The following is a 24,067-nucleotide window of genomic DNA, read 5'->3' as shown; positions in this document are numbered from 1 at the left end:
GCGTTTCGCTGCGTGTCCCCTCGAACCGGCACCCGCCACCGATTCTCCCACGTTTTTCACCGCGCGCGCCCTCGTCCGAGACATGGACAACGCACTCGTCATCGGCGGCACGCGATTCATCGGCCGCCACCTCGTCTCGGAACTCCTCGACAACGGCTACGCCGTGACCATCTTCAACCGCGGCAACCACGACAACCCCTTCGACGACGATCCGCGCGTCCAGCACGTGCAGGGCGACCGAACCGACGACGAGGCGCTCCGGACCGCAAAACTGACCGTCGACCCCGACGCGGTGTTCGACTGCGTGGCGTACAAGCCCGCGGAGGTCGCTTCGGCGGTCGATATCTTCGCCGACGTGGACGCCTACGTCTACATCTCCAGCGGCGCGGCCTACGGGGCCGAAGTCATCCCGAAGCGCGAGGGCGAGACGCCGCTTTGCGACTGCACCGACGAGCAGGCGACCGACGACTCGGGCGCGAGCTACGGCCCGCGGAAGGCCGAGGGCGACCGCGTCGTCTTCGAAGCGGCCACCCGGGGAATCAACGCGATGTCCGTCCGCCCCTGTATCGTCTACGGCCCCGAGGACTACACCGAGCGACTCGATTACTGGATCGACCGCGTGCTGAACTACGACCGCGTCGTCGTCCCCGGCGACGGAACGAACGTCTGGCACCGCGCCTACGTCGAGGACGTGGCGAGCGCGATGCGCGTCGTCGCCGAGGAGGGCGAGGCCGGCGAGGCCTACAACGTCGGCGACAGGCGGCTCGTCACGCTCGAAGAGATGGTCGAAGTCATCGCCGACGCCGCGGGCACCGACGTCGAGGTCGTCCACGCGGGCGAGCGCGAACTCGCCGCGACGGACCTCTCGATGGATGATTTCATCCTCTACCGCGACTACCCCCACGTCCTCGCGACGGACAAACTGGCCCGTCTCGGCTGGGGGTCTACCCCCGTCGAGGAGGCGATGCGCCGGTCGGTCGCCGACCACCGCGAGAGCGACCGCGACGGCTCCGAACACGACCCCGGCCGCGAGGCCGAAGAACGCGTGCTCTCGATTCTCGACACGCTCTGAGAGCGTCGGCGCTCCGCGTCAGCGGGCCGACGTTTGCGTTTGCCCGATGCGCCGACAACGCTGTCGCTGGAGAAGCAGAGCGCTTCGCTGAGTCGTTTTCTTCGAAAAACGAAGACGACGACCGTGCCGTCGCTCAGTTGAACTGGCCGTCGTGGTCCATCTCGGGGACCTCGTCTTCGAGCCACTCGCGGAACCACTTGACGCGCTTGAGCCGCTGGTGGGCGAAGCTCTGGGCGGTGTCGGTTTCGAGACGCTCGGAGGCGTCGCGGCCGCGTTCGAAGACGCGCTCGACCATCTCGGCGGCGTCCATGTGCGTCCGGGCCTCATAGCCCATCCGCAGGAGCATCAGCGCGGTGCCGTTCGCGCCGATTTTGTCGAGGATGTCGGCCTCGATGAGACAGCGCGTCTCCAGCGACACGTCCGTCAGCGGCCCCTGATACGAGTGGTCGGAGACGACCTGACACACCTGCTCGACAAACGACTCGGGGTAGTCGCCGTGGGTGCTGAGGAACTCGCGGGCGACGCGAGCGCCCTCCTCGGCGTGGACCTCCTGGTCGGCTTCGAGCTTCGAGATGTCGTGAAAGAGCGCGGCGACGCGGACGACGTCCACGTCCGCGCCCTCGCGGTCGGCGATGCGCGTCGCGAGGTCGACGACGTTGAGGATGTGGTTGAACCGGTACTCCGCGGAGTGCCACGGGTACCAGCGCATCCGCCCGCCGTCGTCTTCGTTTTCGACGCTCGCAGAGAGATAGTCCGAGACGAAGCGCTTCATATCCTCGAACTCCGCGTCAGAGACGGCCGACTCTTTGATTTCAACGCCCACGGCAGAACCTCCGTAGGTGTTGGCACGTGCGTATTCTCATTACACGGAATGAGGGTCGTTCCACTCTTAGGCGTTACGACCACCCTGAGTCGCGCGAACCGTGCTCTCGGGCGAACAGACCGGGTCTCGTGGGCGGCAGTGTGACTCGGTGCCGCATCGGCGGGAGTTAACTCGACCGACCGCGTCGTCCCCGCCGTGACCGAAGCACGATACCTCGACGACGCGACGACACACGAGTTCGAGGCGACCGTCGAGACAGTCCGCGGCAGCGACCGCGTCGTTCTCGACCGGACCTACTTCTACCCCACCGGCGGCGGCCAACCGAACGACACGGGGACGATTTCGGTCGACAGTGAGCGGTTAGCAGTAACGGACGTACGGAAACGCGACCGAATCGAACACGTCGTCGCGGGCGACGCGCCCGAACCGGGGACGACCGTCACCGGACGCGTCGACGCGGCGCGGCGGCGCGCCCACAGCCGCTACCATACGGCTCAGCATCTCCTCTCTGCGGTCCTCCTCGACGAGTTCGACGCCGAGACGACCGGCAACCAACTGTACGCCGACCACGCGCACCTCGACTGCGCCTACGACCGCTTCGACGGCGACGACCTCCGCACCATCGAGACGCGCCTGAACGACCTCGTCGCGTCCGACCTCCCCGTCCGGTGGTACAGCCTCGACCGCGAGGAGGCCGAGGCGACGCTCGACCCCGAACGAACCCGACTGCATCTGCTTCCGGAGTCGATTCGGGAGGTTCGAATCGTCGAAATCGGCGACGCTGACGACCCCTTCGACCGGACCGCCTGCGCGGGGACGCACGTCTCGGCGACGGGCGACATCGGCACGGTCTCCGTCACCGGCCGGACGACCCAAGGCTCGACTCACGAGCGCGTGAACTTCGTCCTCGAATAGCCGATTCGACCCCGGCTGAACCCAACTGACCGCCCGCGACTACGTCGACTGGGCCGCCTCGGCCCGCGCCCGCGGCTCGCACACCCACCCTTCCTTGACCGGGACTAGCTCGTAGCCCGAATCACGGAGCAGAGCCTTCGCCGCCGCCTCGTCGTGGCTCCCGCGGGCGTCGTGCAGTTCGAAATACACCGTCGGTCGGTGCTCGCGGAGGACCGTTTCCGCCCCCCGGAGCACGTTCAGACCGAACCCCTCGACGTCAACCTTCAGGTGGTCCGGCGGTGGGACCCTCCCGGAATCGACGAGCGAGTCGAGCCGTCGCATCGACACCGACGCCGTGTCGACGATCTGCGCCTCCCACGCGCTGGCGTGGTCCCGCGAGAACGAGCCCAGTTCGTCGTAGCTCGACAGATGGAACTCACGCGACTCGTCGGCGTCACCGAGGCCGCAGTCGAGCAGGTCGACCCGGTCGCCGAAGTCGTTCACCTCGACGTTTGACCGCAACTGGCCGACGACCTCGGGGTGCGGTTCGACGGCGACCACCCGCGTAGAGGACTCGCTGGCCGCGACCGCGAGCGTGTAGGTACCCGTGTTCGCGCCCACGTCGACCACGACGTCACCGTCGTCGAGACCGAGCAACAGCGCCTGCAGGAGCACGTCGTTGCCGTGGCGGTTGTACAGTTCGTAGCTCCTGAAACTCGTCCGCCCGACGTGCTTCTTCGTGGCGACGAGCCGTCGCTCGTAGTTCGCCCGGACGAGCGCGTAGTGGAGGGAGTACGCGAGGTGGCGAGCGGCCGACACCGGATGCAGCAGAGACACGTTAGTGTATTGTCATTGTGTGCCGATAAAAATCACTCGGCGGTGACGGGGCTCCGTGTGTCATCTGGCCGGTGCTTCGAGAGTCGAATCGTGGCTACGCGACGCGCTCTTCGCGTTAGTTCGTCGGAGAAGTTTGAGTAGTCCCGGGCGGATTCGAACCGCCGTCAGCGGCTGTCTTCTCGGCACGCAATGAACCGTACCAATCCAAAGGCCGCTATGATTGGCCACTACACCACGGGACTTCGGTCACGTCGTTCACTCGTCCCCTGTGCCTCGCAATCTCTTCGAGATTGCTCACCACCACGGGACTGCGCACTCGTCGGTTATCCGCTGGTAAATGAAAACGCTTCGGTTCCGGTCGGTCGGCGGCGGCGATTAATCGGCGACTTCCGTCTCCGTCTCGGGTTCCGCACCGCACACGTCGAGATACTCGCAGGCGTCCGTCTCGGGGTCGAAACAGTCGGGACACTCGGAGTTGCGGTCGATGATGGTGTCGAGTCGCTCCGCGATCATCCCGTCGATGACGGGTTCGAGATCGCGGGCCTCCGCGCGGAACTCCTCGACGTCGAGGACGTTCGAGAGGAAGCGCTCGATGATGCAGTAGGTCTGGAGCGCGTTGCGGGCGCGGACGATGCCCTCGTCGGTGAGGGTGACGCCCTTGTACTTCTCGTGTTCGGCGAGGCCACGGGATTCGAGTTTGCCGATCATCTCGTTCGCGCTCGCCGGGCTCACCTCCATCATGTCCGCGAGCGCGCCGGTGGCTGCCGGACCGTTCTCCATCTCCTGCAGCAGGTAAATCGCCTTGACGTATTGGTCTGCCGTGTTCATCATTTCACTCGCGGTCTTCCATGATTCGCGTCACTTCTTCTACGCCCTCGGCTTCCTCCTCGCGAATCGCCGACAGCGTCGCGACGAGCTCCTCGCGGTCGATAGAGAACTGTGCGTCGCTCGCCTCGATGGCCTCGATGACGTCGTCGTAGAACTTGTAGGCGGTCTCCTCGTTACAGAGTTGGTCGTAGAGGACGCCGTCGAAGTCCTCGGGTTTCGTCTGGCCGTACTGGGCTTCGACCAGCGCCTCGATCTCCTCGAAGGGGACGCTGTCGACCTCCAGCCGGTCGATGACGGCTTCGAGGCGTTCGCGGTGGTCGGCGGACTCCTCGGCGGCGTGCGAAAGCAGGGCTCGAACCTCCTCGTCGAGCGCGTCTTCGCCGAGTTCCTCGTGGTGGTGGTAGGCGCGCGCCTCCACGACCTCTTCGAGGACGATACCGATCTGGAGGAGTCGGGCGAGCTGGTGGTCCGAGGTGACCTGATACCCGACGCTCACGGACTCGTCCCCCTCACCGTTCGAAGACACGGTCCCGCGACGTACATACACACCTCTCCGAGAGTAACCGACTTAAGCGGTTCCCTCGCGGGTCGGCGAGGCGGGAAGAATCGATCGGCGAAACGGCGAAAAAACGGTCGGCGAAGCCGCGCCGCGGAGCGGTCTGCCTACCGCAGGCGGGCCGCGATGAGTTCCTCGAGGTCGTCGCGGAACTCGTCGACTGCGATCTCTTCGAGGACGGGGACGAAAAAGCCCTCCACGAGCATGTTACGGGCCTGTTCTTCGGGGATGGACCGAGAGACCATGTAGAAGAGGTCCTCGGCGTCGACCTGCCCGACGGAGGCGGCGTGAGACGCCTCGGTGTCGTGGTTGTTGATGATGAGCTTCGGCGACGCATCGGCCTCGGACTGGTCCGAGAGCATCAGCGTGTTCTCACGCTGGTAGGAGTTCGTGCTCCACGCGTCGCGGCCGACGTCCTGGACGCCCTCGTACACCGAGCGCGCCTCGTCGTCGAGGACGCCGCGGGTCACGAGGTCGGCCGTCGTGTTCTCGGCTTTGTGCCAGACGCGGGCGTTCACGTCGAGGTGCTGGTCGTCGTGACCGAAGAACGCGCCGACGATTTTCGTCTCCGACGCCTCGCCGTTGAGTTCGGTCTCGACGTCGCTGCGGGTGAGCCGCGAGCCGAGGTTCCCCTCGATCCAGTTGACGGTCGAGTAGGTACCGGCGTCGGCGCGCTTGAGCGAGTACGTGTACGTCTCCTCGTCGAGGTTCTGCAGGGAGCCGTACTGGACGTACGAGTTCTCGCCCGCGTCGATTTCGACGAGATTCGAGAAGTACCGCGCGTCGTCGACGCTGTCGCCGGACTCGATGGCTTCGAGGATGGTGACCGACGAGGATTTCTCGGTGACGACGAGCGTGTGGCTGAACAGCGACCGAGAGTTCATCTCGGCGCGAATCTTCACGTCCTCGGCGTCGACGCCCTCGGGGACGTAGATGAACGTGCCCGTCGTGAACAGCGCCGCCGAGAGGGCGGTGAGGTAGTTCGACTTGGGGTCGACGACGGAACCGAAGCGCTCCTCGATGAGGTCGCCGTACTCGGAGAGCGCCTCCGTGAAGGGGAGGACGACGACGCCCTCGGGCGACTCGCGGGTCGTCTCGTCGGCCTGGTTCAGCGGGTCGACGAGCGACTCGAAGTCGAGCGCTTCGAGGTTCGTCCAGCGGCGACCGGGCGTCTGGATGACGTCAGGCAGTTCGAGCTCGTCGAGTGCTTCGAGGGCTTCGAGGCGGGCCTCGAGGAGCCACTCCGGCTCGTCCCGTGCGTCCGAAATCTCTCGTACCGTCTCTGCGGACAGGTTTGCGGGAAGTTGCGCACTCATTGGTTATCCGAGGCTACCCTCCATCTCGAGTTCGACGAGTCGGTTGAGTTCGACCGCGTACTCGATGGGCAGTTCCTCCGTGATGGGTTCGATGAACCCGGAGACGATCATCTGCTTCGCGTCATCGTCGTCGAGACCGCGCGACTGGAGGTAGAAGATGTCCTCGTCGCCGATCTTGCCGACGGTCGCCTCGTGGGCGACGTCCACCGTGGACTCGTTGATCTCCATGTACGGCATCGTGTCCGAGGTGGACTCGTTGTCGAACATGAGCGCGTCACACTCGACCGCAGTCGAGGAGTTCTTCGCGCCGTTGGCGATGTGGACGAGACCGCGGTAGTTCGTGCGGCCACCGTCCTTCGAGATGGACTTCGACTCGATGGTCGACTTCGTCTCGGGGGCGTTGTGGTACACCTTCGCGCCGGTGTCGATGTTCTGGCCCTCGCCCGCGAAGGCGATGGTGATGTGGTTGTCGGAGGCGCCGCGGCCCTTCAGAATCGAGGCCGGGTACAGCATGGTGGCCTTCGAGCCCATCGAGCCCGAAATCCACTCCATGCGGCCGCCCTTCTCGACGATGGCGCGCTTGGTGTTCAGATTGTAGGTGTTCTTCGACCAGTTCTGGACGGTCGAGTACTGGACGTGGGCGTCCTCGCCGACGAACACTTCGACGCCGCCGGAGTGGAGGTTGAACGCGGAGTACTTCGGTGCCGAACAGCCCTCGATGTAGTGGACTTCGGAGCCCTTCTCCGCGACGATGAGCGTGTGCTCGAACTGGCCCATGCCCTCGGAGTTCATGCGGAAGTACGCCTGCACCGGCATCTCGACCGTCACGTCCTCGGGGACGTAGACGAACGAGCCGCCGGACCAGATAGCGCCGTGAAGCGCCGCGAACTTGTTGTCGCTCGGAGGGACGCACTTCGTCATGAAGTACTCCTTGACGATGTCTTCGTGCTCCTGGACCGCCTGGTCCATGTTCATGAAGACGACGCCTTTCTCCTCCCAGCGCTCCTGCATGTTCTGGTAGACGACTTCGGACTCGTACTGGGCACCGACGCCCGAGAGGGCGTTCTTCTCGGCTTCCGGGATACCCAGTTTGTCGAAGGTGTCCTTGATGTCGTCCGGCAGGTCACGCCAGTCGTCCACGCCGCCGCGGACTTCCACGTCGGGGCGGATGTACGGGACGATCTCGTCCACGTTGACCTCGGAGAGGTCGGGCTGGCCGGGCCAGTCGGTCGGCATCGGCATCTTCTGGTACTGCTTGAGCGCGCGAAGGCGGCGCTCGAGCATCCATTCGGGCTCGTCTTTGTCCTCCGAGATGACGCGGATGGTCTCTTCGGTGAGACCCTTCTCGGCCACGAACGCGGCCTTCTGCTCCTTCTTGAACTCGAAGCGAGCTTCCGTGTCTGTCTCTTTGAGGTGGTCTTGGTCGGAACTCATGATGTTGGGGGATTACGCGGCTTCGTACACTTCCTCACGGACCCAGTCGTAGCCTTTGTCTTCGAGTTCGGACGCGAGCGAGGCGTCGCCGCTCTTGACGACCTTGCCGTCCAGCATGATGTGGACGTGGTCCGGCTCGACGTATTCGAGGATACGCTGGTAGTGAGTGATCTGGAGGATACCCGTGCCCTGCTCGTCGCGCAGCGCGTTGATACCCTTCGAGACGTCCTGCAGGCGGTCGATGTCGAGACCGGAGTCGATCTCGTCGAGAACCGCAATCGACGGTTCGAGAATCGCGGCCTGAAGGACCTCGTTTTGTTTCTTCTCGCCGCCGGAGAACCCGGCGTTGAGGTAGCGCTGCATGAACTTCTCGTCCATGTCGAGCAGCTCCATCTTCTCTTTGAGGAGCTTCTGGAACTCGGCGACGCCGACTTCGCCGTCGTCGACGTTACCCTCCATCGGGGAGGTGTCGTAGCCGGCTTCCTCTTCTTCTTCCTCGTCGTCCTCGCCGAAGAGGAGCTCCTCGCGCTCGTCGATCTTCGCGTTGAGCGCGGTGCGGAGGAAGTTCGTCATGGTGACGCCCTCGATTTCCGCGGGGTACTGGAAGCCGAGGAAGATGCCGAGCGCGGCGCGCTCGTTCGGCTCCAGTTCCAGAAGGTTCCACGTGCGGGCGTCGTCCGGAATTTCGAGGTCACCGAAGTCGTCGTCCTCCAGGTGGAGGAGGATTTCGCCGTCGGTTACCTCGTAGGCGGGGTGGCCGGCGATAATTTTAGAAGTCGTAGACTTGCCGGACCCGTTGGGACCCATCAGCGCGTGGATCTCGCCGGATTTGACTTCCAGGTCGACACCTCGCAGAATCTGCTCACCGTCTTCCTCCGCGACTCGTGCGTGGAGGTTCTTGATCTCGAGAGTTGCCATCGTTGGTTCGTTGCCTCGTACTCGAAGGGTGGGGAGTATCGCCCATAATGCTTGCGCATTCACCCCCGCCACCTTTTGTAGAAAGAAAATTTGTTTTCAAATCCGCAAAAAATCACGGCGGTTCGCGACGCGCGTCCGGGTTTTGGACAGCCGAACACCGTTACGGTCCCGACCACTGCGTAACCGAATATGGTTTCATTACCCGGTGATACGACCGATCACATGAAGCTCCCGAGGCCGGTCTGTTCCTGTCCGCTTTTCACCTCGTCCCACGACATCCCGAGCGCCTCGATAACGCGGGAGATCGGCCCCTCGAGCGTCTTGGTGAGCATCGTATCCCAGTCGACTTCGAACGCCTCGGGAATCTGGTCTGCGTACTCGAAGCAGATGACGTCGGGGTCGCGTTTGAACTCGCGGTAGAGATCGTCGACCTGCGGGTCGAACTCGCCGGTCTCCATCTCACGGAACCACGACGGGTGGACTTTCTTGAGGTAGACCCGCTTCGGCTTCGAGCCCCGCCCGAAGTTCGTCCCGAGGAAGGCGTTGGCGTACTGCGCGCCGCGGACATGTGCGGTCGGCGTCTCGTACGCCGAGAGGCGCTTGCCGATTCCGCCGGGAATGCCGGCCTGTTCGAGCGGCAGGTTCCCCGCCTCGAAGTCGGTGATGATGTCGTGGAGGTAGTCCTTGATGACCTCGGTGTCCTCGCCGTGGACGATCATGTCGATGACGTTCTTCTGGACCTCTTTGGTTATCTGCGCGATGTCCGACCGTTTGTACTCGAAGCCAGTGATGTCGATGTCGTCGACGTGCTTTCCCTCCTTCCAGACGATGTGGCCCGCGTAGCGCTTTTTCTTGCCCGCCTGGAAGAACCGCCGGTAGAGCTTCTCGAACTCGATCTGGAAGCGGTGGAACTCCGCGTCGAGTTGCTCGAGAGCGAACTGATCGTACGAGCCGTTGATTACATCTTCGAGTTCGAACCCTTTTTTGATGGTCGCGGCGATGGTTTCCAGTTCCTCGTCGTCCATCCCGGGGTGTTTCTCTCGCATCTCGTCGGTGACTTCGATGTCGTCGCGGACCTCGTCGGGGGAGATGTCACCCAACTGTAACATAACCGAGTCGGTGTCTCCATAGACGACTTCGTATCCCTCGTTCGTGACGACCTCGTCAGTGTAATCGATGACCTCTCGACCGGTTGCGGTGACCGCGGCCCCCATCTCCTTATCATAGAGTCGGAACCGGTCCCATCCCAGGACACCGTAGAGCGACTGGCCAACGAACTGGAATTTCCCGTTTCGACCGGCCAGGAGAGTGTGGTTGTCGGCAACAGTCACGCAGTATGCACCGTCTTCAGCCTCACTCCGCCCGCCTGAACGATGCATTCGGAAGCTGTTTTTCCCACCTTCGGTACAGTAGATGCGCCACGAACCGCTGTCGTGGTTGTAGCTCGCCGTTTTTCCGAGGTGCGCACAGAGACGGAGGACATCGTCACGAAGCCGCTCGCTCGATGTTGTGTAGCGCCAACTGTTCACCTGTCGGTCGCCGTCGCCCGCGACGAGCGTGTCGAGGAACCGCTCTTTTTGTTCGCGGCTTGCCTCGAACACGAGTTCTGGTAGGTGCTTCTCGAAGCTGTTCTCGCCGCACGTTCCCTCCAACCAGCGACCGAGGAGACGAGAGGTGAACTGATAGCCACGCTCGTCGACGTAATAGTCGAACTGCATTCGGTCGAGGAGTACGCCAATTTCGGTGTGGTCGCCTCGGTCACCACCGTCTGCGATGGCGTCCTGGGCGATGGTAATGGTTGTCGAGCTTCCGCGGAAGTTCTCCCCGAACTGTTTGTCCTCAGACGCGTACACCGACCCCTCGGTAATGTACCACGCGAGGAGTTCGAGGAAGTCGCCACCGTCGTAGAAGCGGGGAATCCATTTCCGTCCACGTTCGCTGTGGATGTAAAACTGTGAACAGTGCTCGTCGAGGTACTCTCGATATTCCTCGAACTCCTCAGCTGAGAAGACGTATCCCGTCTCCCCGACATCGCTCTTCACGATTTTATCCGGGTACCAGCCCAGTTCGGCCGCGAGCGTATGACCATGGACGTCGTTGTTCGCCCAGACTTCGTACTCTCCTTCGAGGAGTTCGGTAAGGTCCACCGTGTCGAGTTGTGTCCCGGTCGGCCCGTCCCACCCATGGGGTAGTTCGTAGTGCGACGACCCGTTCAGGTCTCCGGCCTCGACGAACCGGAAGTCGTCCCACGACGCGCCGTTTTTGTCGTCTTTACGGACCAGCATTCGGTGGTTCGGCGTGACACTGAAGTCCGTCTTACTCGTTTGGATGTCGACCATCTCACCGCGGTAGTCGGGGTACTCGTGGGTCTCGACGACCGGTTTGACTTCCATCCGCATGGTCTCTGGGTCGAGTGAGTACACGTCGTCTCCGACGTCGAGATCGCGAATGTTTCGAACGCCGTCGGGGGTGAGGACCTCGGTGTCCGAGGAAAAGCAGTTCATGATGACCTTCACCGCGGCCTGCTGGCGGTCGAACTGCTCGTATTCGGAGCTTCCAGGTTCGTGTTCGTTTCGGAGACCTTTCTTCTCCTCGCGCTCGCCGAGCAGTTCGTCGACCATCTCACGGATGATTCCGTCTGGCTCTTTTCTGAAGTGCGTCCCGTTGGGCGCGCGGAACATCTCTCCGTCGTAGCTTTCGGGGTCAACTTTCGTCTCCGGCGATGCGTTGATGGTCACCATACACATCGGGTACAGCGACTTCAGGTCGAGCACCGTGACGTTCTCCTTGACGCCGGTGATGGGGTCGAAGACGGCACCGCCCTCGTAGTCCTCCGACTCCTGTTTCCCCTTCGAGGGGAGCGCGAACTCGCCGTGGACCTTGTGGAGGACGTAGATGTCGACGGTGTCGCCGGGCGTCGGCGCGTCTTCGAGCTTACAGCCGACGAACGTCCGCACCTCGTCCCAGAAGGCGATGATGTCCTGTTTCCGGTCGATTTCGACGCACAACTCCACGTCGCGGAGGTTGTATTCGAGCAGGCGCTCGGGGTCTTCCTCCCAGAGGTCGCCGATGTCGCCCGAGTAGCGCTCCTTGCCCGCGTCGAGTTCGAGTTCGCCGACCGCGTCGAGGCGGTAGGATTCGAGTTCGGTGAACTGAGTGCGCTTGTAGGCGTACAGCAGGTCGAAGACGACGCGACCCTTGATGTCCGGGCCGCCCCAGCCGCCGCGCCAGACCTCGCCGAGCCGCGACATGCGGTTGTAGTCGAGGTTCAGGTCGGTCGTCGGGTCGACTTCCTCCAACCGGTCGAGGAAGTACGGCGCGTCGAAGTCCTCGAAGTTCCACCCGGTAAGGATGTCGGGGTCGGTCTCTTCGATGTACGAGAGGAAGGCGTCGAGCATCTCTGCCTCCTCGTCGAACGTCCTGACCTCCACGTCCGCGTCCTCCCCGAGGAACTCGTAGTTCGGCAACGAGTCGGGGCGCTTGCCGAGACCCTCCTCGGCGACGGCGTGCCAGACGACGTACTCGTCGCGATAGGAGTCGTGGCTGGTGAGGCAGATAATCGGCTCTTCGCCATCCTCGGGGAAGCCGTTCCGGTCGTTGACCTCGATGTCGAAGGTGTTCACCCGGAGGTTGGCGTCGACCTCCGCGGGGGCGACCTCCTGATGGGGAATCTGAATCGTCCCGTCGTCGAGGCGGCGCTCGGGGACGCGGACGCCGCTCTTGATGTCCTTGTCGATGAGCAGGCGGTTCGGAAAGAGGATGTCCGCCTCGTAGTGGTCGAACTCGTCGCGAATCTGGCCGACGTCGCGGGGAGTGCGACCGAAAATCTTCGTCAGTTCCTCGCCACGGATACTCTCGTAGCCGTCGTCGGTGCCGGTGATAACGTCCTTGTCGAGCGCGTCGTCGTCGAGGCTGGCGGTGGGTGCGTAGAAGTACGGCCGGAACCCGAGCACGCGGACGTGTTCGGTCTCGTCGTCCGCCGTCCGACCGAAGATGTGAATCACGGGGTACTCGTCTCGGCCCGCGCCCTCGATGGTGTAGTCGACCTGTGTGACGGCCAGTTCGACCGTCCCGTCCGGGTCGGGAAACCGCACCTCGTCCGTGTCGATGACGTCGGAGACGTGCTGGCCGGCGTCGCCGGCGACGATGGCGGCCTCCTCGTCAGGCCGCGCGTCGCCCGCGCCGTCAGCGTCGTTCCCCCCGAAGTCGGTCAGACCCGTCTGCGTCATGCCAGTCGCTTCGATGGCGCGGCTAAAAACCCCGGCGTTTCCACGAACCGCACCCCGAACCACGGAAAGACATATATCCGTGTGTGACATTCCTTGTCACACGATATGACCGACCACGCAACTCCGGAGCGGTGGGATGGCACGATCGACGGCGACGGACCGGCTGGTCCGACGGGAGCCGAGACGGTCGAATCCTACGATATCGACGGTGGCGTGGTGTTCTATGACGCGGAGAACCCACTCGCGTGGGTCGAGGCATCGCGGTCGATGCGCCTCGACGACTGCGCCTGACTCGGCCGAAACGGACACTTTTTCTCGGCACGGCGTCTCGACGGGAGCGTGACGGACGACGAGCGACGCGAGGGAACATCCGCCGACGCGGCCGACGGGGACGACGACGCGGAGCGTCCCTCGTCGGACATGGCCTCGAAGATCGACCCCGAAAAACGGTGGGGCGACCCCGAGGCCCGCTGGGGTGACCCGGAAGCCCGCTGGGGGAACCCCGAGAAGGAACTCCCGACGATTCCCCGCGTTCGCATCCCCGGCGAAGACGCCGACGACGGTGGGGACAGCGCGGGTGACGAGGGGGGCGACGCACCGGAGTTCTCCCCCGACGTGAATCCCGAGGTCGCCCGGCTGTTCTGGGCGAGCGTCGTGCTCGCGAACGTCGGCCTCGCGGGACTCACGGTGGGTCCGATGCTCGTCTACTTCCGCGGCGACACGCTCCTCGGCGGCGGCCTGTTTCTGTTCGGCGCGGTCGTGCTCGTCCGCGTCTACTCCATCTACCGAGAGTTCAAGCGGGGGGAGTGGCGGGACGAGGAGGACGGCACAGACGACGATGATGATGCGGACGCCGGTGACGTAAGCGACACCGACGAAGACGCTCCCGAGCGCAACCGCTAACAGTCGCCGCGCCCTTCGCCGAGACGTATGCGAACCGTCCGCGGGCCAGACGGCCGGATGTACCTCCTCGTCAAGCAGTCGAGCGACGCCAGCCGCGTCCGCGACCCGAAGACCGGCGAGGAGCAGTACCTGCCGAACGACGACCTCGAATCCGTGAGCGGCGAGTCCCCACTCGAAACCGCCGCGCGCGCCGTCCCCGAGCCGGTCCGGAAGATACTCGTCGCGGTCCCGACCGAGCGCGGACTGGGCTTGCTCGTCGACCTCGTCGACCGCGGGCCACTCCCCGTGGTCGACCTCCTCGGGGCCTACGACCTCTGCGAGAGCGACCTTCATGGCCTCCTGACCGAGTTCCGGGTCGCGGGTCTCGTCGCCGAGACCACGGTCTACGGGGAGCGCGGCTACGAAGCGACCGATGCCGCGAAAGAAGGGGTTGCACTGCTGCGAGCCGGCGAATAAGCGCCGAGAGAGGAACGACCGCCCTCAGTCGTCCGCGAGCACGCTCTCGACGGTCGGCGCGTCAGTCCGCTCGACCGTCGAGCGGTTCGTCGTCGGATTCTTCTCCACGCGGACGAGGTCGTCGGCCGCGCCGACCAGTTCGTCGTCGTGACTGACGATGAGAATCTGCTTGACGCCGCGGTTCTGCATGTCCTCGACGAGGTCGACCAACCGCGAGACGTGGCCGTCGTCGAGGAAGACCGTCGGTTCGTCGAGGATGAGCGGGGGGAGCGGGGCCGCGCCGTCGATACCCTCGGCGAGGAGCCGGTAGATGGCACACCGGAGGCTGAGGTTGAACAGCGCGCGCTCGCCGCCCGAGAGCTGTTCGGGTTCGAGTGCGGTGCCGTCCTTCTGGAACACCGTCAAGCCGTACTCGCCGTCGAGTCGGATGCGCGAGTAGGCATCGTTGGCGTAGACGAGGTCGAACGTCTCGTTGAGCATCCGTTCGAGCACCTCGACGTTCCGCTGGCGAAGCTCCGCCCGGAGGTCGCCGTAGGTCGATTCGAGCGTCGACACCTCGTCGTGGACCGATTCGAGGGCGTCGACGCGCTCGGAGAGATGTTCACGGCGCTCCCGGAGGCCGTCCAACTGTTCGAGTTCGGCCTCGACACCGCCGACGCGGCTCTGGAGTTCGTCGCGCTTCTCACGCAGCTCGGGCAACACCTCGTCTTCGACCCGTTCGAGGTACTCCGCGGCGTTCTCCTTGCGCTGTCTCGCTCCCTCGACCGCCTCCTCGTCGACCGTCTCGCGGAGTTCGTCGCGGCGCTCGCGGCGCTCTCGGAGGTGTTCGCGGCGCTCGCGGTTCACCTCGGCGAGCGTCTCGCGCTTTTCTCGGAGCCGGTCCCGCGCGTCGATTTTTTCGGCTCGCGCGTCGACCAGCGACTCGACGCGGTCGAGTCGGTCGCGCCGCTCGTCGAGTGCTTCGAGGTCCGCTTCGAGCGACTCGACCGTCTCCGCGACCTCCTCGGCCCGCTCGGCCTGCGTCGTCGCGGCCTCGCGTTTCTCCTCGGCCTCAGCTTCGAGTTCCGCGGCCGCCTCGCGCTTTTCTTCGGCGGCCTCGCGGCGGCTCTCGACGGTCTCCTCGCGGTCGGCGATACGTTCTTCGACGAGGTCGAGTTTGTCGCGCTGAGAGCCCGCGCGGTTCTCGATTTCGACCAGTGCTTCGGCCGCCTCGACGGCCGCCGAGCGCGACTCGACGTCCGATTCGAGCGAGTCGAGGTCGGCTTCCAGCGATTCAACGGCGGCCTCGCGTTCGCTGATGGCGTCGACGTGGGGCGAGCCCTCGACCGGCTGCCCGCACTCGGGGCACTTGCCCGCGTCGCGGAGGCGCTCGGCCTCGGCGAGGCGCTCGCGCGCGTTCTTCAGTTCGGTCTCCGTCTCCGCGAGCGACTCGCGGGCGTCGGACCGCGCCTCGCGTCGTTGTTCGAGGAGGTCGGCTGCCTCACCGAGTTCGACGGGGGCGTCTTCGAACCGCGCTTCGGCGTCGTCGAGCGACGACCGAAGCTCCGTGCGCGTCTCGCGGAACGATTCGAGTTCTCGCTCGGCGTCGGCGGCGGTCTCCGCGTCGGCGGCGGCGGCCTCGCGTTTCTCCTCGGCGCGCGATTCGAGGTCGTCGGCGCGCTCGGCGAGCCGCTCGGCCTGCGTCTCGAACGCCTGCGCTCGCGTCCGCGCCTCGGAGAGGTCGTCACGCAGTTCGGATTCGCGCTCCGAAAGCGCCTCCCGTGCGCCGGCAATCGCCTCATCGCTCGCGTCGTCGAGGTCGGCCCGGTCGAGGGCGTCGCCGATGTCGGATTCGAGGTCGTCGATGGCGGCGTCGAGTTCGCGGATACGCTCCGAGAGGTCGTCACGCTTCGTCTCGTCTGCGGAGATTTTCGCGGTCAAGTCCTCGATTGCCGACTCGACCTCATCGAGCCGTTCCCGGTTTTCGGCGTGTTCGTCGAGCGTCGCCTCGGCGGCGTCGAGCGCCGCCTTCGCCTTGTCGCGCTGGCCCTCGTAGTTCGAAATCTCCTCGTCGAGGGAGTCGAGTTCGGATTCGAGCGCGTTGAGCGTCGCGTGGAGGTCCGCGTCCTCTTTTGTCTCGATTTGCGACTCGACGTCTTCGAGGACGCTCCGCTTTTTCGTCAGCACGTCTTCGACCCCAAGCCGGGCGTTGCCGGCGCGCTCGCGGTACGTCTCGAGCTTTCCGAGTTGGAGGAGGTCGTCTATCATGTCCTGGCGCTGGCTCGGCGTCGCGTTGATGAGCTTGTTGACCTCGCCCTGCTGGACGTACGCGCAGTTCACGAACGCCTCGGCGTCCATCCGCAGGAGCGACGCGACGTGCCGGCGAACGTCTCGCGCGCCCTCGACGGTTCCCTCGGGGCCTTCGAGGACGCATTTGGCGGTGGTCGCGCGGTCCCCGGAGACGCGAATCCGGCGGTCGATGCGGTACTCGCCGCCGTCGTGGACGAATTCGAGCGCGATTTCGGCGTCGTCCGCGCCCGTGGTCACCACGTCTTCGAGCGTCCCCGCGAGCGCCTTCGAGCCGTAGAGCGCGAAGAAGCACGCTTCGAGGAGCGACGACTTGCCGCTGCCGTTGACACCGTGGATGACTGTAACGCCGTCTCGGAGGTCGAGTTCGGCGTCCTCGTAGGGTTTGAAGTTCCGGATGGCGATGCGGGTGAACCTCACGCGAAATCACCCAGCGAACTGTCGCGGCTCGCCGCCGGGTCCGCGGCGGCCTCCGAGTCGGATTCGGTCGTCGTTTCAGCGGTGGTCTCGGTCGTCGTTTCTGTGTCGGACTCGGTCGCGTCTTCGGCGGCTTCCACGTCCGCAGCGTCCGCCGCGTCCTCGGCGGCCTCCGAATCCCCGTCCTCGACGCCGTCGTCGCTCTCGATACCATCCTGGCTCTCGACGGCGACGAATGCGCCGGGGTCGTCCGAAAGCAGCGATTCGACGCGCTCGCGGACCTCGTCGCGGACGTTCGAGTCGGCGACCTTGCTCGCGCGGACCGTCTCGTCCACGTCGAGGGCGGCGCTCGACAGGCCCATCTCACGGACCCGCTCGCGCACCGCGTCGTCGGGGTCGGCGAAGGTCACGTCGGTCGCCAGCTCGGCGCGTCGTCGATGTCGCGCTTGTCGTTGACGCGGGCGACGAGCGCGCCCTCCTCGACGGCGAACGACTCGACCGCCGCGGGCGTGACGCTCTCGCCTTCGCCCCGCAGTTCGACGATGACGACCGCGTCTTCGAGGTCGAACTCACGGACGCGCTGACGGACGCGCTCGATACCCTCGTCGCCGGCAAGGTCGACCTCGACGAAGGCGAACGGGCGTGTTTCGAGGGTGCGCCGGCGGATGTCGACCTCGTCGGGCGCGAACTGGACGAGGTTGTACCCGCGTGGGTCGCGCTCGCTCGCGCTCGCGCGTTCGGTCGACCCACAGTAGGTCACCCACGTCCCGTCGAGTTCGGCGGTGTCGGGGACGTGGTTGTCGCCGAGGAGGACCGCGTCGAAGTCGACGTTCGACTCGGCGAGGACGGTTTCGGTCTCCCAGTCGGCGTGCGCGAAGGGCGTGAACAGACCGTGGGCGACGAGCACCGCGCGCCCGGCGTCGTGCGGTTCGAACTGGTAATCGAGTTCGTCTCGGCGCGAGCGCGGGACGTGGTCGAGACCGTAGAAGGCCACGTCGCCGACGACGTGGGGGGCGCGTCCGAGTCTCGTCGCCAGTCCAAGGCGCTCGAAGAGGTCGAGCCACTGGCCCCCGCGGGTCGACTCGTGGTTGCCGACGATGGCGAGGAAGGGTATCCCAGCGTCGTCGAGACGGCGGAGCGCAGCGAGCGTCCCGAGGAGGTCGGGGAGTTCGGGACGGCGGTCGTGGTAGAGATCGCCCGCGTGGACGACGGCGTCCACGTCCCCGTCGAGCGCGTCCGCGACGACCCGCTCGAAGGCGTCGAGGAAGTCCTGTCGGCGCTCCGGCGAGTGGTACTGCTGATACCCGATGTGGGTGTCGCCGGTGTGTATCACCCGTGTCATCTATCAACCGGTTCGCCACCGCCGCTGAAAACGGTTGTGCGACCGGAGCGAAAGTGGTCGGCGTCCCGCAGTCGCCGCTGAGCGACGCAGGAGCCCCGGTCCGACTCGTCGGCCGGGTCGCCGAGCGCGCCGCGTAGACGGTCGAGATCCGCGAGGAGCGTCCGCCCGGCGCGCGCGCAGTCGTGGTGTCCGCGGCGGGCGGCCTCGCCGACCGCTCTGCGGAGTGTCAGTTCGCCTCCGTCGGAGAGAAAGCGGGCGGCAGAATGGAGCGACTCGAAGGCGTTTCGCGCGTCGGCGACGACTTCGGCTGGCGAACGCGACCCGGGTCGGTCGTCGGTATCGCCGTCGGCGAGCGCGGAGAGCGCGCGGCCGACGGCATCGGGAGCGGGCGAAGACATGCGACCACGTGGCCGCGCGTTCGGATTTAAATGTTGAGCGTGTAGAGGCGCTTGCGCGCGTCGGAAAAGGAAAATCGGGAATTGACCGCGCCCTCGTCCTCTAGCCGGGAGAGCGCGTATCGGACGGTACGCGGGGGCAGAAGCGATTCTTCGGCGATTTGACTCTGGGTGAGCGTGTCCTCGTAGTCGAGAATCTTCGCGACCAACTTCGCGCTCGGGGGCATGTCTCGAACCGATTCCCACCGGTCGTCTGACTGGGGCTCGGACTCGCGTTCGACTGCTTCCGTGGTGCTCATCGTACGAGACACCATGCAATGCTATTAGATAATATTTGCTATCCAGATTTATTACTGAGGAGAATTTATGTGACGTACGTCAGACTCGTCATCCGGGCGGGAGACGCCCCCTAGGCGGCGAATCCCTCACACACCCGAAGCCTCTTATGAACCTGCACCCTATGCCGGATGATGACCGATACTGTGGACGACGTCGATCTCCCCTACGATAAGGACTCGGCGTCGCAGCAGGAGAAGATCACCGCCCTTCAAGAGCGGCTCGAAGTTCTCGAAACGCAGAACGAGGAGATGCGCGACAAGCTCCTCGACACGAACGCCGAGAACAACAAGTATCAACAGAAGCTCGAGCGGCTTACCCACGAGAACAAGAAGCTCAAGCAGTCGCCGCTCTTCGTTGCGACGGTTCAGGAAATCACCGACGAGGGGGTCATCATCAAGCAGCACGGTAACAACCAAGAGGCCCTCACCGAAGTGACAGACGAGATGCGCGAGGAACTCGAACCCGACGCGCGCGTCGCCGTGAACAACTCCCTTTCTATCGTCAAGCGGCTCGACAAGGAGACGGACGTCCGGGCTCGCGTGATGCAGGTCGAACACAGCCCCGACGTGACCTACGAGGACATCGGCGGACTCGAAGAGCAGATGCAGGAGGTCCGCGAGACGGTCGAGATGCCGCTCGACCGCCCCGAGATGTTCGAGAAGGTGGGCATCGACCCGCCGTCCGGCGTCCTCCTGTACGGCCCACCGGGCACGGGCAAGACGATGCTCGCGAAGGCCGTCGCCAACCAGACGAACGCCTCGTTCATCAAGATGGCCGGTTCCGAGCTTGTGCACAAGTTCATCGGCGAGGGTGCGAAGCTCGTCCGCGACCTATTCGAGGTCGCCCGCGAGAACGAGCCCGCCGTCATCTTCATCGACGAGATAGACGCCATCGCCTCGAAGCGCACGGACTCGAAGACCTCCGGCGACGCCGAGGTCCAGCGCACGATGATGCAGCTGCTCGCCGAGATGGACGGCTTCGACGAGCGCGGCAACATCCGCATCATCGCGGCGACCAACCGCTTCGACATGCTCGACCCCGCGATTCTCCGGCCCGGCCGGTTCGACCGCCTCATCGAGGTGCCCAAGCCGAACGAGGACGGCCGCGAGATAATCTTCCAGATTCACACCCGGAAGATGAACGTCTCCGACGACGTGGACTTCGTCGAACTCGCCGAGATGGCCGACAACGCCTCCGGTGCCGACATCAAGGCCGTCTGTACGGAGGCAGGGATGTTCGCCATCCGCGACGACCGCACGGAGATATACATGCAGGACTTCCTCGACGCCTGGGAGAAGATTCAGCAGGAAGCCTCGGACGAGACGGAAGTCTCCCGCGCGTTCGCGTAACCGACGCGAGTCGCGTTCCGTCCCGTTCCGTTTCGGGCTTCGATTCCGCCTTCGCTTTTCGCGTGACGCCGACCGCCGAGTGACTACGCGGCGAACGCGAAGTACGGAAGCACGAACAACGCGAGGAACATCGCAGTCAGGATGAGACCGTAGCCGCCGAGCGTCGCGGCCGCGGTCAGCCACGATTCGCGCCGGCCGGGGAGTTCGAGCGCGGACATGCTCGGTGGGTCGCGGTCGTGAATAATAAATCGTCGGTATTCGTGCGATCGAATCGGGAGTGTCAGCGGGAGCCGGGCGTGTTTGCGGGCGCGGAGTCGGTCGGGTCAACGGAACCGGTCTCCGGCGCGGCCCCCATCAGGTAGCCGCCGAAGCCGATGAACCACAGGAGCACCGGGTAGACGACGTAGCGCTCGAGACCACCCGCGCCGAGGAGCGAAAGCGGGTGCGGGAGACCGAGGAGGCCGAACGCGAAGATACTCACCAAGAGGGCGAGGACGAACCCGCCCACCGCGACCGAGAGATATCGGAACGGGGTCTCGATGACCCGCGCGGCGACGACCGCGGAGACGCCGCCGGCGAAGAACGTCAGGAGCGCGAACAGCCCGTGCATCGGGGCTTCGCTCCCGTCGAAGATACCCACGCCGAGGATGCCTATGCCGAGCGCGGCGACGGCGGCGGTGACGACGCGGTCGCGGAACGCCCGGTGTGCGAAGTAGCTCGCGCCGAGGACTAACAGCCCCGAAAGTATCATCGTCGCGTTGAAAATCGTCGCCGACGGCTGGAGGATGACGCTGTTGGGTGGCCTCGTCGCACCGAGGTCGCTTATCTCCTGTACACCCGCGTTGTAGCCGGGATAGAACGCCTCGGCAGTGATGATTCCCATGAACGCGAGCAGGCCGAACGCGAACAGCAACGCGCCGGCGACGAACCGCTCGCGCCGGTGGTCGTGTGCCCCCGGCGTCTCGGAGATTCGTTCGGGTCGCGTCTCGGTCGGCGGACTGCCGTCCCCTCGGGAGTCGGTGGTCGGTGTCATTGGTCTCACTCTCCGTTCGCCTAGACGACTGACGCGTCGATAACACCGAACGCTGGCTCTTAGACCGCGAGAATCCGGGTGGTCGGGAACCCGCACCCCTCGCCCCAACCCGAACGACTGAAACCGACCGGGTCGCACCCACAGGTATGGGCACGCCACTCGAAAGCCGCGAGGCGCAGGCCGAGGAGGTCCTCGACCGACTGTACGAGGAGTACCCCGACACCACCATCTCGCTTTCCTACTCGAACCGCCTCGAACTGCTCATCGCCGTCATGCTTTCGGCACAGTGTACCGACGAGCGCGTCAACAAGGTCACCGCGGAGCTGTTCGAGAAGTACGACGACGCCGCGGACTACGCCGCCGCCGACCAGGAGGAACTGGCCGACGACATCAGCTCCATCACCTACTACAACAACAAGGCGAAGTACATCCGCTCCGCGTGCGCGGACATCATCGAGAAGCACGACGGCGAGGTTCCGGACACCATGTCGGCGCTGACCGACCTCGCCGGCGTCGGCCGGAAGACCGCGAACGTCGTCCTCCAGCACGGCCACGACATCGTGGAGGGCATCGTCGTCGACACCCACGTCCAGCGGCTCTCGCGCCGACTCGGTCTGACAGAAGAGGAGTACCCCGAGCGAATCGAGGAGGACCTGATGCCGGTGGTCCCTGAACGCGACTGGCAGCAGTTCACCCACCTGTTCATCAGCCACGGCCGGGCCGTCTGCGACGCGCGAAACCCGGACTGCGACGCCTGCGTGCTCGAAGACGTCTGCCCCTCGTCGAAGCTCGACCACAACGTCGACCTCGCCAGCGGCGAGGCGTGGTGAGCGCTCAGACGAACACGTAGCCGCTCAGGTAGCGGTAGATACCGAGCAGCCACGCGAACACCCAGAAGATAACGTAGCCGAAAACGCCGACGCGGAGGCGGCCGCGCCACGCGCCCATGTTCTCGTGGAGGTCGTCGAGCGACACGTCCTGGTCCGGGTCGCGGTAGAGGTCGGCCTCCCACTTAGCCTGGAAGATGCGGACGATTCCCGTGAGCGCGAAGATGAGCATCGCGTACGCCTGCAGGCCGAGAATCGCGTGGAGGGCGCTGAGGCCGTTGAGTTGCTGAAAGAGCCGCGGGAGCATCCAGGTGACGACCGGGACCGTGTTCAACACGAGCCCGGGGAAGATGATTTTGAGGTGGTAGACGAGCACGTCCCACGACACCGTCTCGGCGTCGATCATTATCCACGCGCCGTAGAGGTAAAACGGGAAGCTGGCCGTGACGGTAATCGCGGCGAGCGTGGCGAGCGTGGTCTCGTCTGCCATCGCACGGCGTTAGAACCCGGTCGGCCTAAAGGGACCGATGCGCTGCGCCCCGTTCGAGCGCTAAACCACGGAGCGGGGGTCGAACGTCGGCCGCAACGACTTGGATTCGAGTTTCGAACCACAGTTTTCGAGCGCCGGACCAACTGGACGCCGGGTTTCAGAGCGTCGCGCGGCGAGTCGCCCGCGACGAACGCGCTCGGGGTCGGAACACGTTTACCGGCGTGGACCCTACTCCGGGGCGATGTCAGACTCGTCTTCCGCCCCGGCCGACGACGGCTCGTCACCGGACGCGGACGCCGACGCCGCGATGTCCGACGCGGAGCTCGCGGCCCTCCGCGAGGAGGTCGAAGCCAAGTACGACTTCGAGAACTTCGGCCCGGCCGACATGGCGAAGATGACCCCCGAAGAGTGGGACGCCGCGTTCGACCCCGACTCGTGGGTCGTCGGCGAGGAGTTGCTCGACCGCGTCGAACAGGAACTCCGCTACCGGGTCGCGATTCGCGAGGTGTTTGCCGTCCTCGAACGCGTGACCGAAGACGGCGAGCCCCGGATTCTCGCGTACTCAGACGAGGGTTACGCCGTCGTCTACCCGGACGGGAGCGTCGAGGGCGAGGGGACCGTCCTCCGCGACGTGAAACCGACCGTCGCGCTCTGTTCGATGGAGGACTTCGAGGTGAACGACGCGCCCGAGACCGTCAGACTCCCCGAACCCGAAGAGGTCGCACAGGGGACCGGCGACTTCGGGAATCGGATGCTCCAAATCGTCGCGTTCGGCCAGTTGCTTGGCGGCTTCGCGCTCATCGGGGCGTGGCTCATCCTCCCCGACCTCGACTCGATTATCGCGCCGCTCGCCGGACTGGGCTTTCTCGTCATCGGCTTTTTCCTCTTCGTCGTCGTGGCGAACGCCCGGCTCTCGGATCGCTTCCGCGCCGAAGAGTACCGAGACAGGCTCCGCGTCATGGGTCTCGAAGGCGGGTCGCGCCCCGAGTTCGTCCCGACGTTCGACGGGGACGAGAACGTCGCGTCCCTGATCGAGCCCCCCGAGCGAGACGCCCCCAGTTCTGAGGGCTGAGCCCGACGCGAACCCGCCTCGGAAACACCCTCCGTGACGGCATAGTCGGTGGGTTTAAGCGCGTCCCATCCTGACGAACGACCGTATGAAAAGGCGGGAGTTTCTCCGAACGGCTGGCGGTGCGACAGCCGCCGCGACCGCTGCCGCCGGGACCGCTGCTGCGCAGGAAGGCGGCGGTGGAGCGCAGGTTCAACCCGACTTCGGTGGCTACCTCGACGGCATCGACGGAGGCTACGAAGACCTCCGCGGTC

At 65.0% G+C, this 24,067-nt stretch carries 22 protein-coding genes, 1 tRNA gene and 2 pseudogenes; 9 read left to right on the top strand and 16 right to left on the bottom strand.

Annotation, left to right across the window (positions count from 1 at the left end):
• Positions 1-82 precede the first annotated feature (82 nt).
• Positions 83-1,072, top strand: a complete 990-nt coding sequence (locus tag NKF06_RS05015) for an NAD-dependent epimerase/dehydratase family protein (RefSeq protein ID WP_253244707.1) — start codon at positions 83-85, stop codon at positions 1,070-1,072.
• 133 nt (positions 1,073-1,205) lie between these two features.
• Here the strand turns inward: NKF06_RS05015 and NKF06_RS05010 are convergent, their stop codons facing one another.
• Positions 1,206-1,895 carry an HD domain-containing protein gene (locus NKF06_RS05010; protein ID WP_253244706.1) on the bottom strand — a complete coding sequence of 230 codons (690 nt, stop codon included), beginning with the start codon at positions 1,893-1,895 and terminating at the stop codon, positions 1,206-1,208.
• A 195-nt stretch (positions 1,896-2,090) separates the two neighbouring features.
• Between NKF06_RS05010 and NKF06_RS05005 the strand changes: the two genes are divergently transcribed.
• A complete protein-coding gene (locus tag NKF06_RS05005) occupies positions 2,091-2,810 on the top strand; it encodes an alanyl-tRNA editing protein (RefSeq protein WP_253244705.1) in 720 nt (239 codons plus the stop codon).
• A gap of 39 nt (positions 2,811-2,849) precedes the next feature.
• Here the strand turns inward: NKF06_RS05005 and NKF06_RS05000 are convergent, their stop codons facing one another.
• From NKF06_RS05000 to NKF06_RS04965, 8 genes are all read right to left on the bottom strand, one after another.
• A complete protein-coding gene (locus tag NKF06_RS05000; protein WP_253244717.1) occupies positions 2,850-3,608 on the bottom strand; it encodes an FkbM family methyltransferase in 759 nt (252 codons plus the stop codon).
• Between the two features lie 156 nt (positions 3,609-3,764).
• Positions 3,765-3,868: transfer RNA gene (locus NKF06_RS04995), tRNA-Gln, on the bottom strand.
• A 133-nt stretch (positions 3,869-4,001) separates the two neighbouring features.
• Positions 4,002-4,454: a metal-dependent transcriptional regulator gene (locus NKF06_RS04990; protein ID WP_253244704.1), complete on the bottom strand. Its 453-nt coding sequence runs from the start codon at positions 4,452-4,454 to the stop codon at positions 4,002-4,004.
• Between the two features lie 4 nt (positions 4,455-4,458).
• Complete coding sequence (locus NKF06_RS04985) at positions 4,459-4,950, bottom strand: hypothetical protein (protein WP_004972568.1); 492 nt, start codon at positions 4,948-4,950, stop codon at positions 4,459-4,461.
• A 167-nt stretch (positions 4,951-5,117) separates the two neighbouring features.
• Positions 5,118-6,326, bottom strand: coding sequence for a Fe-S cluster assembly protein SufD (sufD, locus tag NKF06_RS04980; protein ID WP_058828072.1), 1,209 nt, complete (start codon positions 6,324-6,326; stop codon positions 5,118-5,120).
• Positions 6,327-6,329: 3 nt separating this feature from the next.
• Positions 6,330-7,760 carry a Fe-S cluster assembly protein SufB gene (sufB, locus tag NKF06_RS04975; RefSeq protein ID WP_004044077.1) on the bottom strand — a complete coding sequence of 477 codons (1,431 nt, stop codon included), beginning with the start codon at positions 7,758-7,760 and terminating at the stop codon, positions 6,330-6,332.
• Between the two features lie 12 nt (positions 7,761-7,772).
• Positions 7,773-8,678, bottom strand: coding sequence for an ABC transporter ATP-binding protein (locus NKF06_RS04970; protein WP_042663526.1), 906 nt, complete (start codon positions 8,676-8,678; stop codon positions 7,773-7,775).
• A gap of 218 nt (positions 8,679-8,896) precedes the next feature.
• Positions 8,897-12,907 (bottom strand): DNA polymerase domain-containing protein, encoded by a 4,011-nt coding sequence (locus NKF06_RS04965; protein ID WP_253244703.1) that lies wholly within the window; start codon positions 12,905-12,907, stop codon positions 8,897-8,899.
• A gap of 105 nt (positions 12,908-13,012) precedes the next feature.
• On the opposite strand from NKF06_RS04965, the gene NKF06_RS04960 reads away from it, so the two are divergent.
• From NKF06_RS04960 to NKF06_RS04950, 3 genes are read left to right on the top strand one after another with little or no spacing between them, the layout of a single operon-like run.
• Positions 13,013-13,198 carry a hypothetical protein gene (locus NKF06_RS04960; protein WP_004972572.1) on the top strand — a complete coding sequence of 62 codons (186 nt, stop codon included), beginning with the start codon at positions 13,013-13,015 and terminating at the stop codon, positions 13,196-13,198.
• Between the two features lie 48 nt (positions 13,199-13,246).
• The gene (locus tag NKF06_RS04955) at positions 13,247-13,810 is read left to right on the top strand and encodes a hypothetical protein (RefSeq protein ID WP_253244702.1); all 564 of its coding nucleotides are present in this window, start codon (positions 13,247-13,249) and stop codon (positions 13,808-13,810) included.
• 27 nt (positions 13,811-13,837) lie between these two features.
• On the top strand, positions 13,838-14,266 hold the full coding sequence (locus tag NKF06_RS04950; protein ID WP_253244701.1) for a hypothetical protein: 429 nt from the start codon (positions 13,838-13,840) through the stop codon (positions 14,264-14,266).
• A 24-nt stretch (positions 14,267-14,290) separates the two neighbouring features.
• Here NKF06_RS04950 and rad50 read toward each other — a convergent pair whose 3' ends face one another.
• The 4 genes and pseudogenes from rad50 to NKF06_RS04930 form a co-directional block, all read right to left on the bottom strand.
• Entirely contained in the window at positions 14,291-16,972 is a 2,682-nt protein-coding gene (rad50, locus tag NKF06_RS04945; protein ID WP_253244700.1) for a DNA double-strand break repair ATPase Rad50, read from the bottom strand.
• Positions 16,969-18,311 (bottom strand): annotated as a pseudogene (mre11, locus tag NKF06_RS04940) (DNA double-strand break repair protein Mre11). The gene rad50 and the pseudogene mre11 overlap by 4 nt, the downstream one beginning before the upstream one ends.
• Entirely contained in the window at positions 18,308-18,709 is a 402-nt protein-coding gene (locus tag NKF06_RS04935; protein WP_253244699.1) for a hypothetical protein, read from the bottom strand. The pseudogene mre11 and the gene NKF06_RS04935 overlap by 4 nt, the downstream one beginning before the upstream one ends.
• Before the next feature lie 26 nt (positions 18,710-18,735).
• On the bottom strand, positions 18,736-19,005 hold the full coding sequence (locus NKF06_RS04930) for a helix-turn-helix domain-containing protein (RefSeq protein ID WP_058828063.1): 270 nt from the start codon (positions 19,003-19,005) through the stop codon (positions 18,736-18,738).
• 171 nt (positions 19,006-19,176) lie between these two features.
• Between NKF06_RS04930 and NKF06_RS04925 the strand changes: the two genes are divergently transcribed.
• Positions 19,177-20,394: a proteasome-activating nucleotidase gene (locus tag NKF06_RS04925; protein ID WP_004971162.1), complete on the top strand. Its 1,218-nt coding sequence runs from the start codon at positions 19,177-19,179 to the stop codon at positions 20,392-20,394.
• A gap of 83 nt (positions 20,395-20,477) precedes the next feature.
• On the opposite strand, the gene NKF06_RS20980 is transcribed toward NKF06_RS04925, so the two are convergent.
• A complete protein-coding gene (locus NKF06_RS20980; RefSeq protein ID WP_256364947.1) occupies positions 20,478-20,612 on the bottom strand; it encodes a hypothetical protein in 135 nt (44 codons plus the stop codon).
• 62 nt (positions 20,613-20,674) lie between these two features.
• Complete coding sequence (locus tag NKF06_RS04920; RefSeq protein WP_253244698.1) at positions 20,675-21,427, bottom strand: DUF998 domain-containing protein; 753 nt, start codon at positions 21,425-21,427, stop codon at positions 20,675-20,677.
• A 146-nt stretch (positions 21,428-21,573) separates the two neighbouring features.
• Here NKF06_RS04920 and nth point away from each other — a divergent pair, with 146 nt between their 5' ends.
• Positions 21,574-22,257, top strand: a complete 684-nt coding sequence (gene nth / locus NKF06_RS04915) for an endonuclease III (protein WP_058828062.1) — start codon at positions 21,574-21,576, stop codon at positions 22,255-22,257.
• A gap of 4 nt (positions 22,258-22,261) precedes the next feature.
• Here the strand turns inward: nth and NKF06_RS04910 are convergent, their stop codons facing one another.
• Positions 22,262-22,744: a hypothetical protein gene (locus NKF06_RS04910; RefSeq protein WP_008092321.1), complete on the bottom strand. Its 483-nt coding sequence runs from the start codon at positions 22,742-22,744 to the stop codon at positions 22,262-22,264.
• Positions 22,745-22,985: 241 nt separating this feature from the next.
• Between NKF06_RS04910 and NKF06_RS04905 the strand changes: the two genes are divergently transcribed.
• Together NKF06_RS04905 and NKF06_RS04900 are read left to right on the top strand one after the other, a co-directional pair.
• A complete protein-coding gene (locus NKF06_RS04905) occupies positions 22,986-23,816 on the top strand; it encodes a hypothetical protein (protein ID WP_042663517.1) in 831 nt (276 codons plus the stop codon).
• Between the two features lie 85 nt (positions 23,817-23,901).
• Positions 23,902-24,067 (top strand): annotated as a pseudogene (locus NKF06_RS04900) (halocyanin); the annotation flags it as partial.

Origin of the sequence: Haloferax sp. AB510, assembly GCF_024136985.1 — an archaeon.
Lineage (GTDB): Archaea > Halobacteriota > Halobacteria > Halobacteriales > Haloferacaceae > Haloferax.
This window is presented reverse-complemented; position numbering and strand designations above follow the sequence as displayed.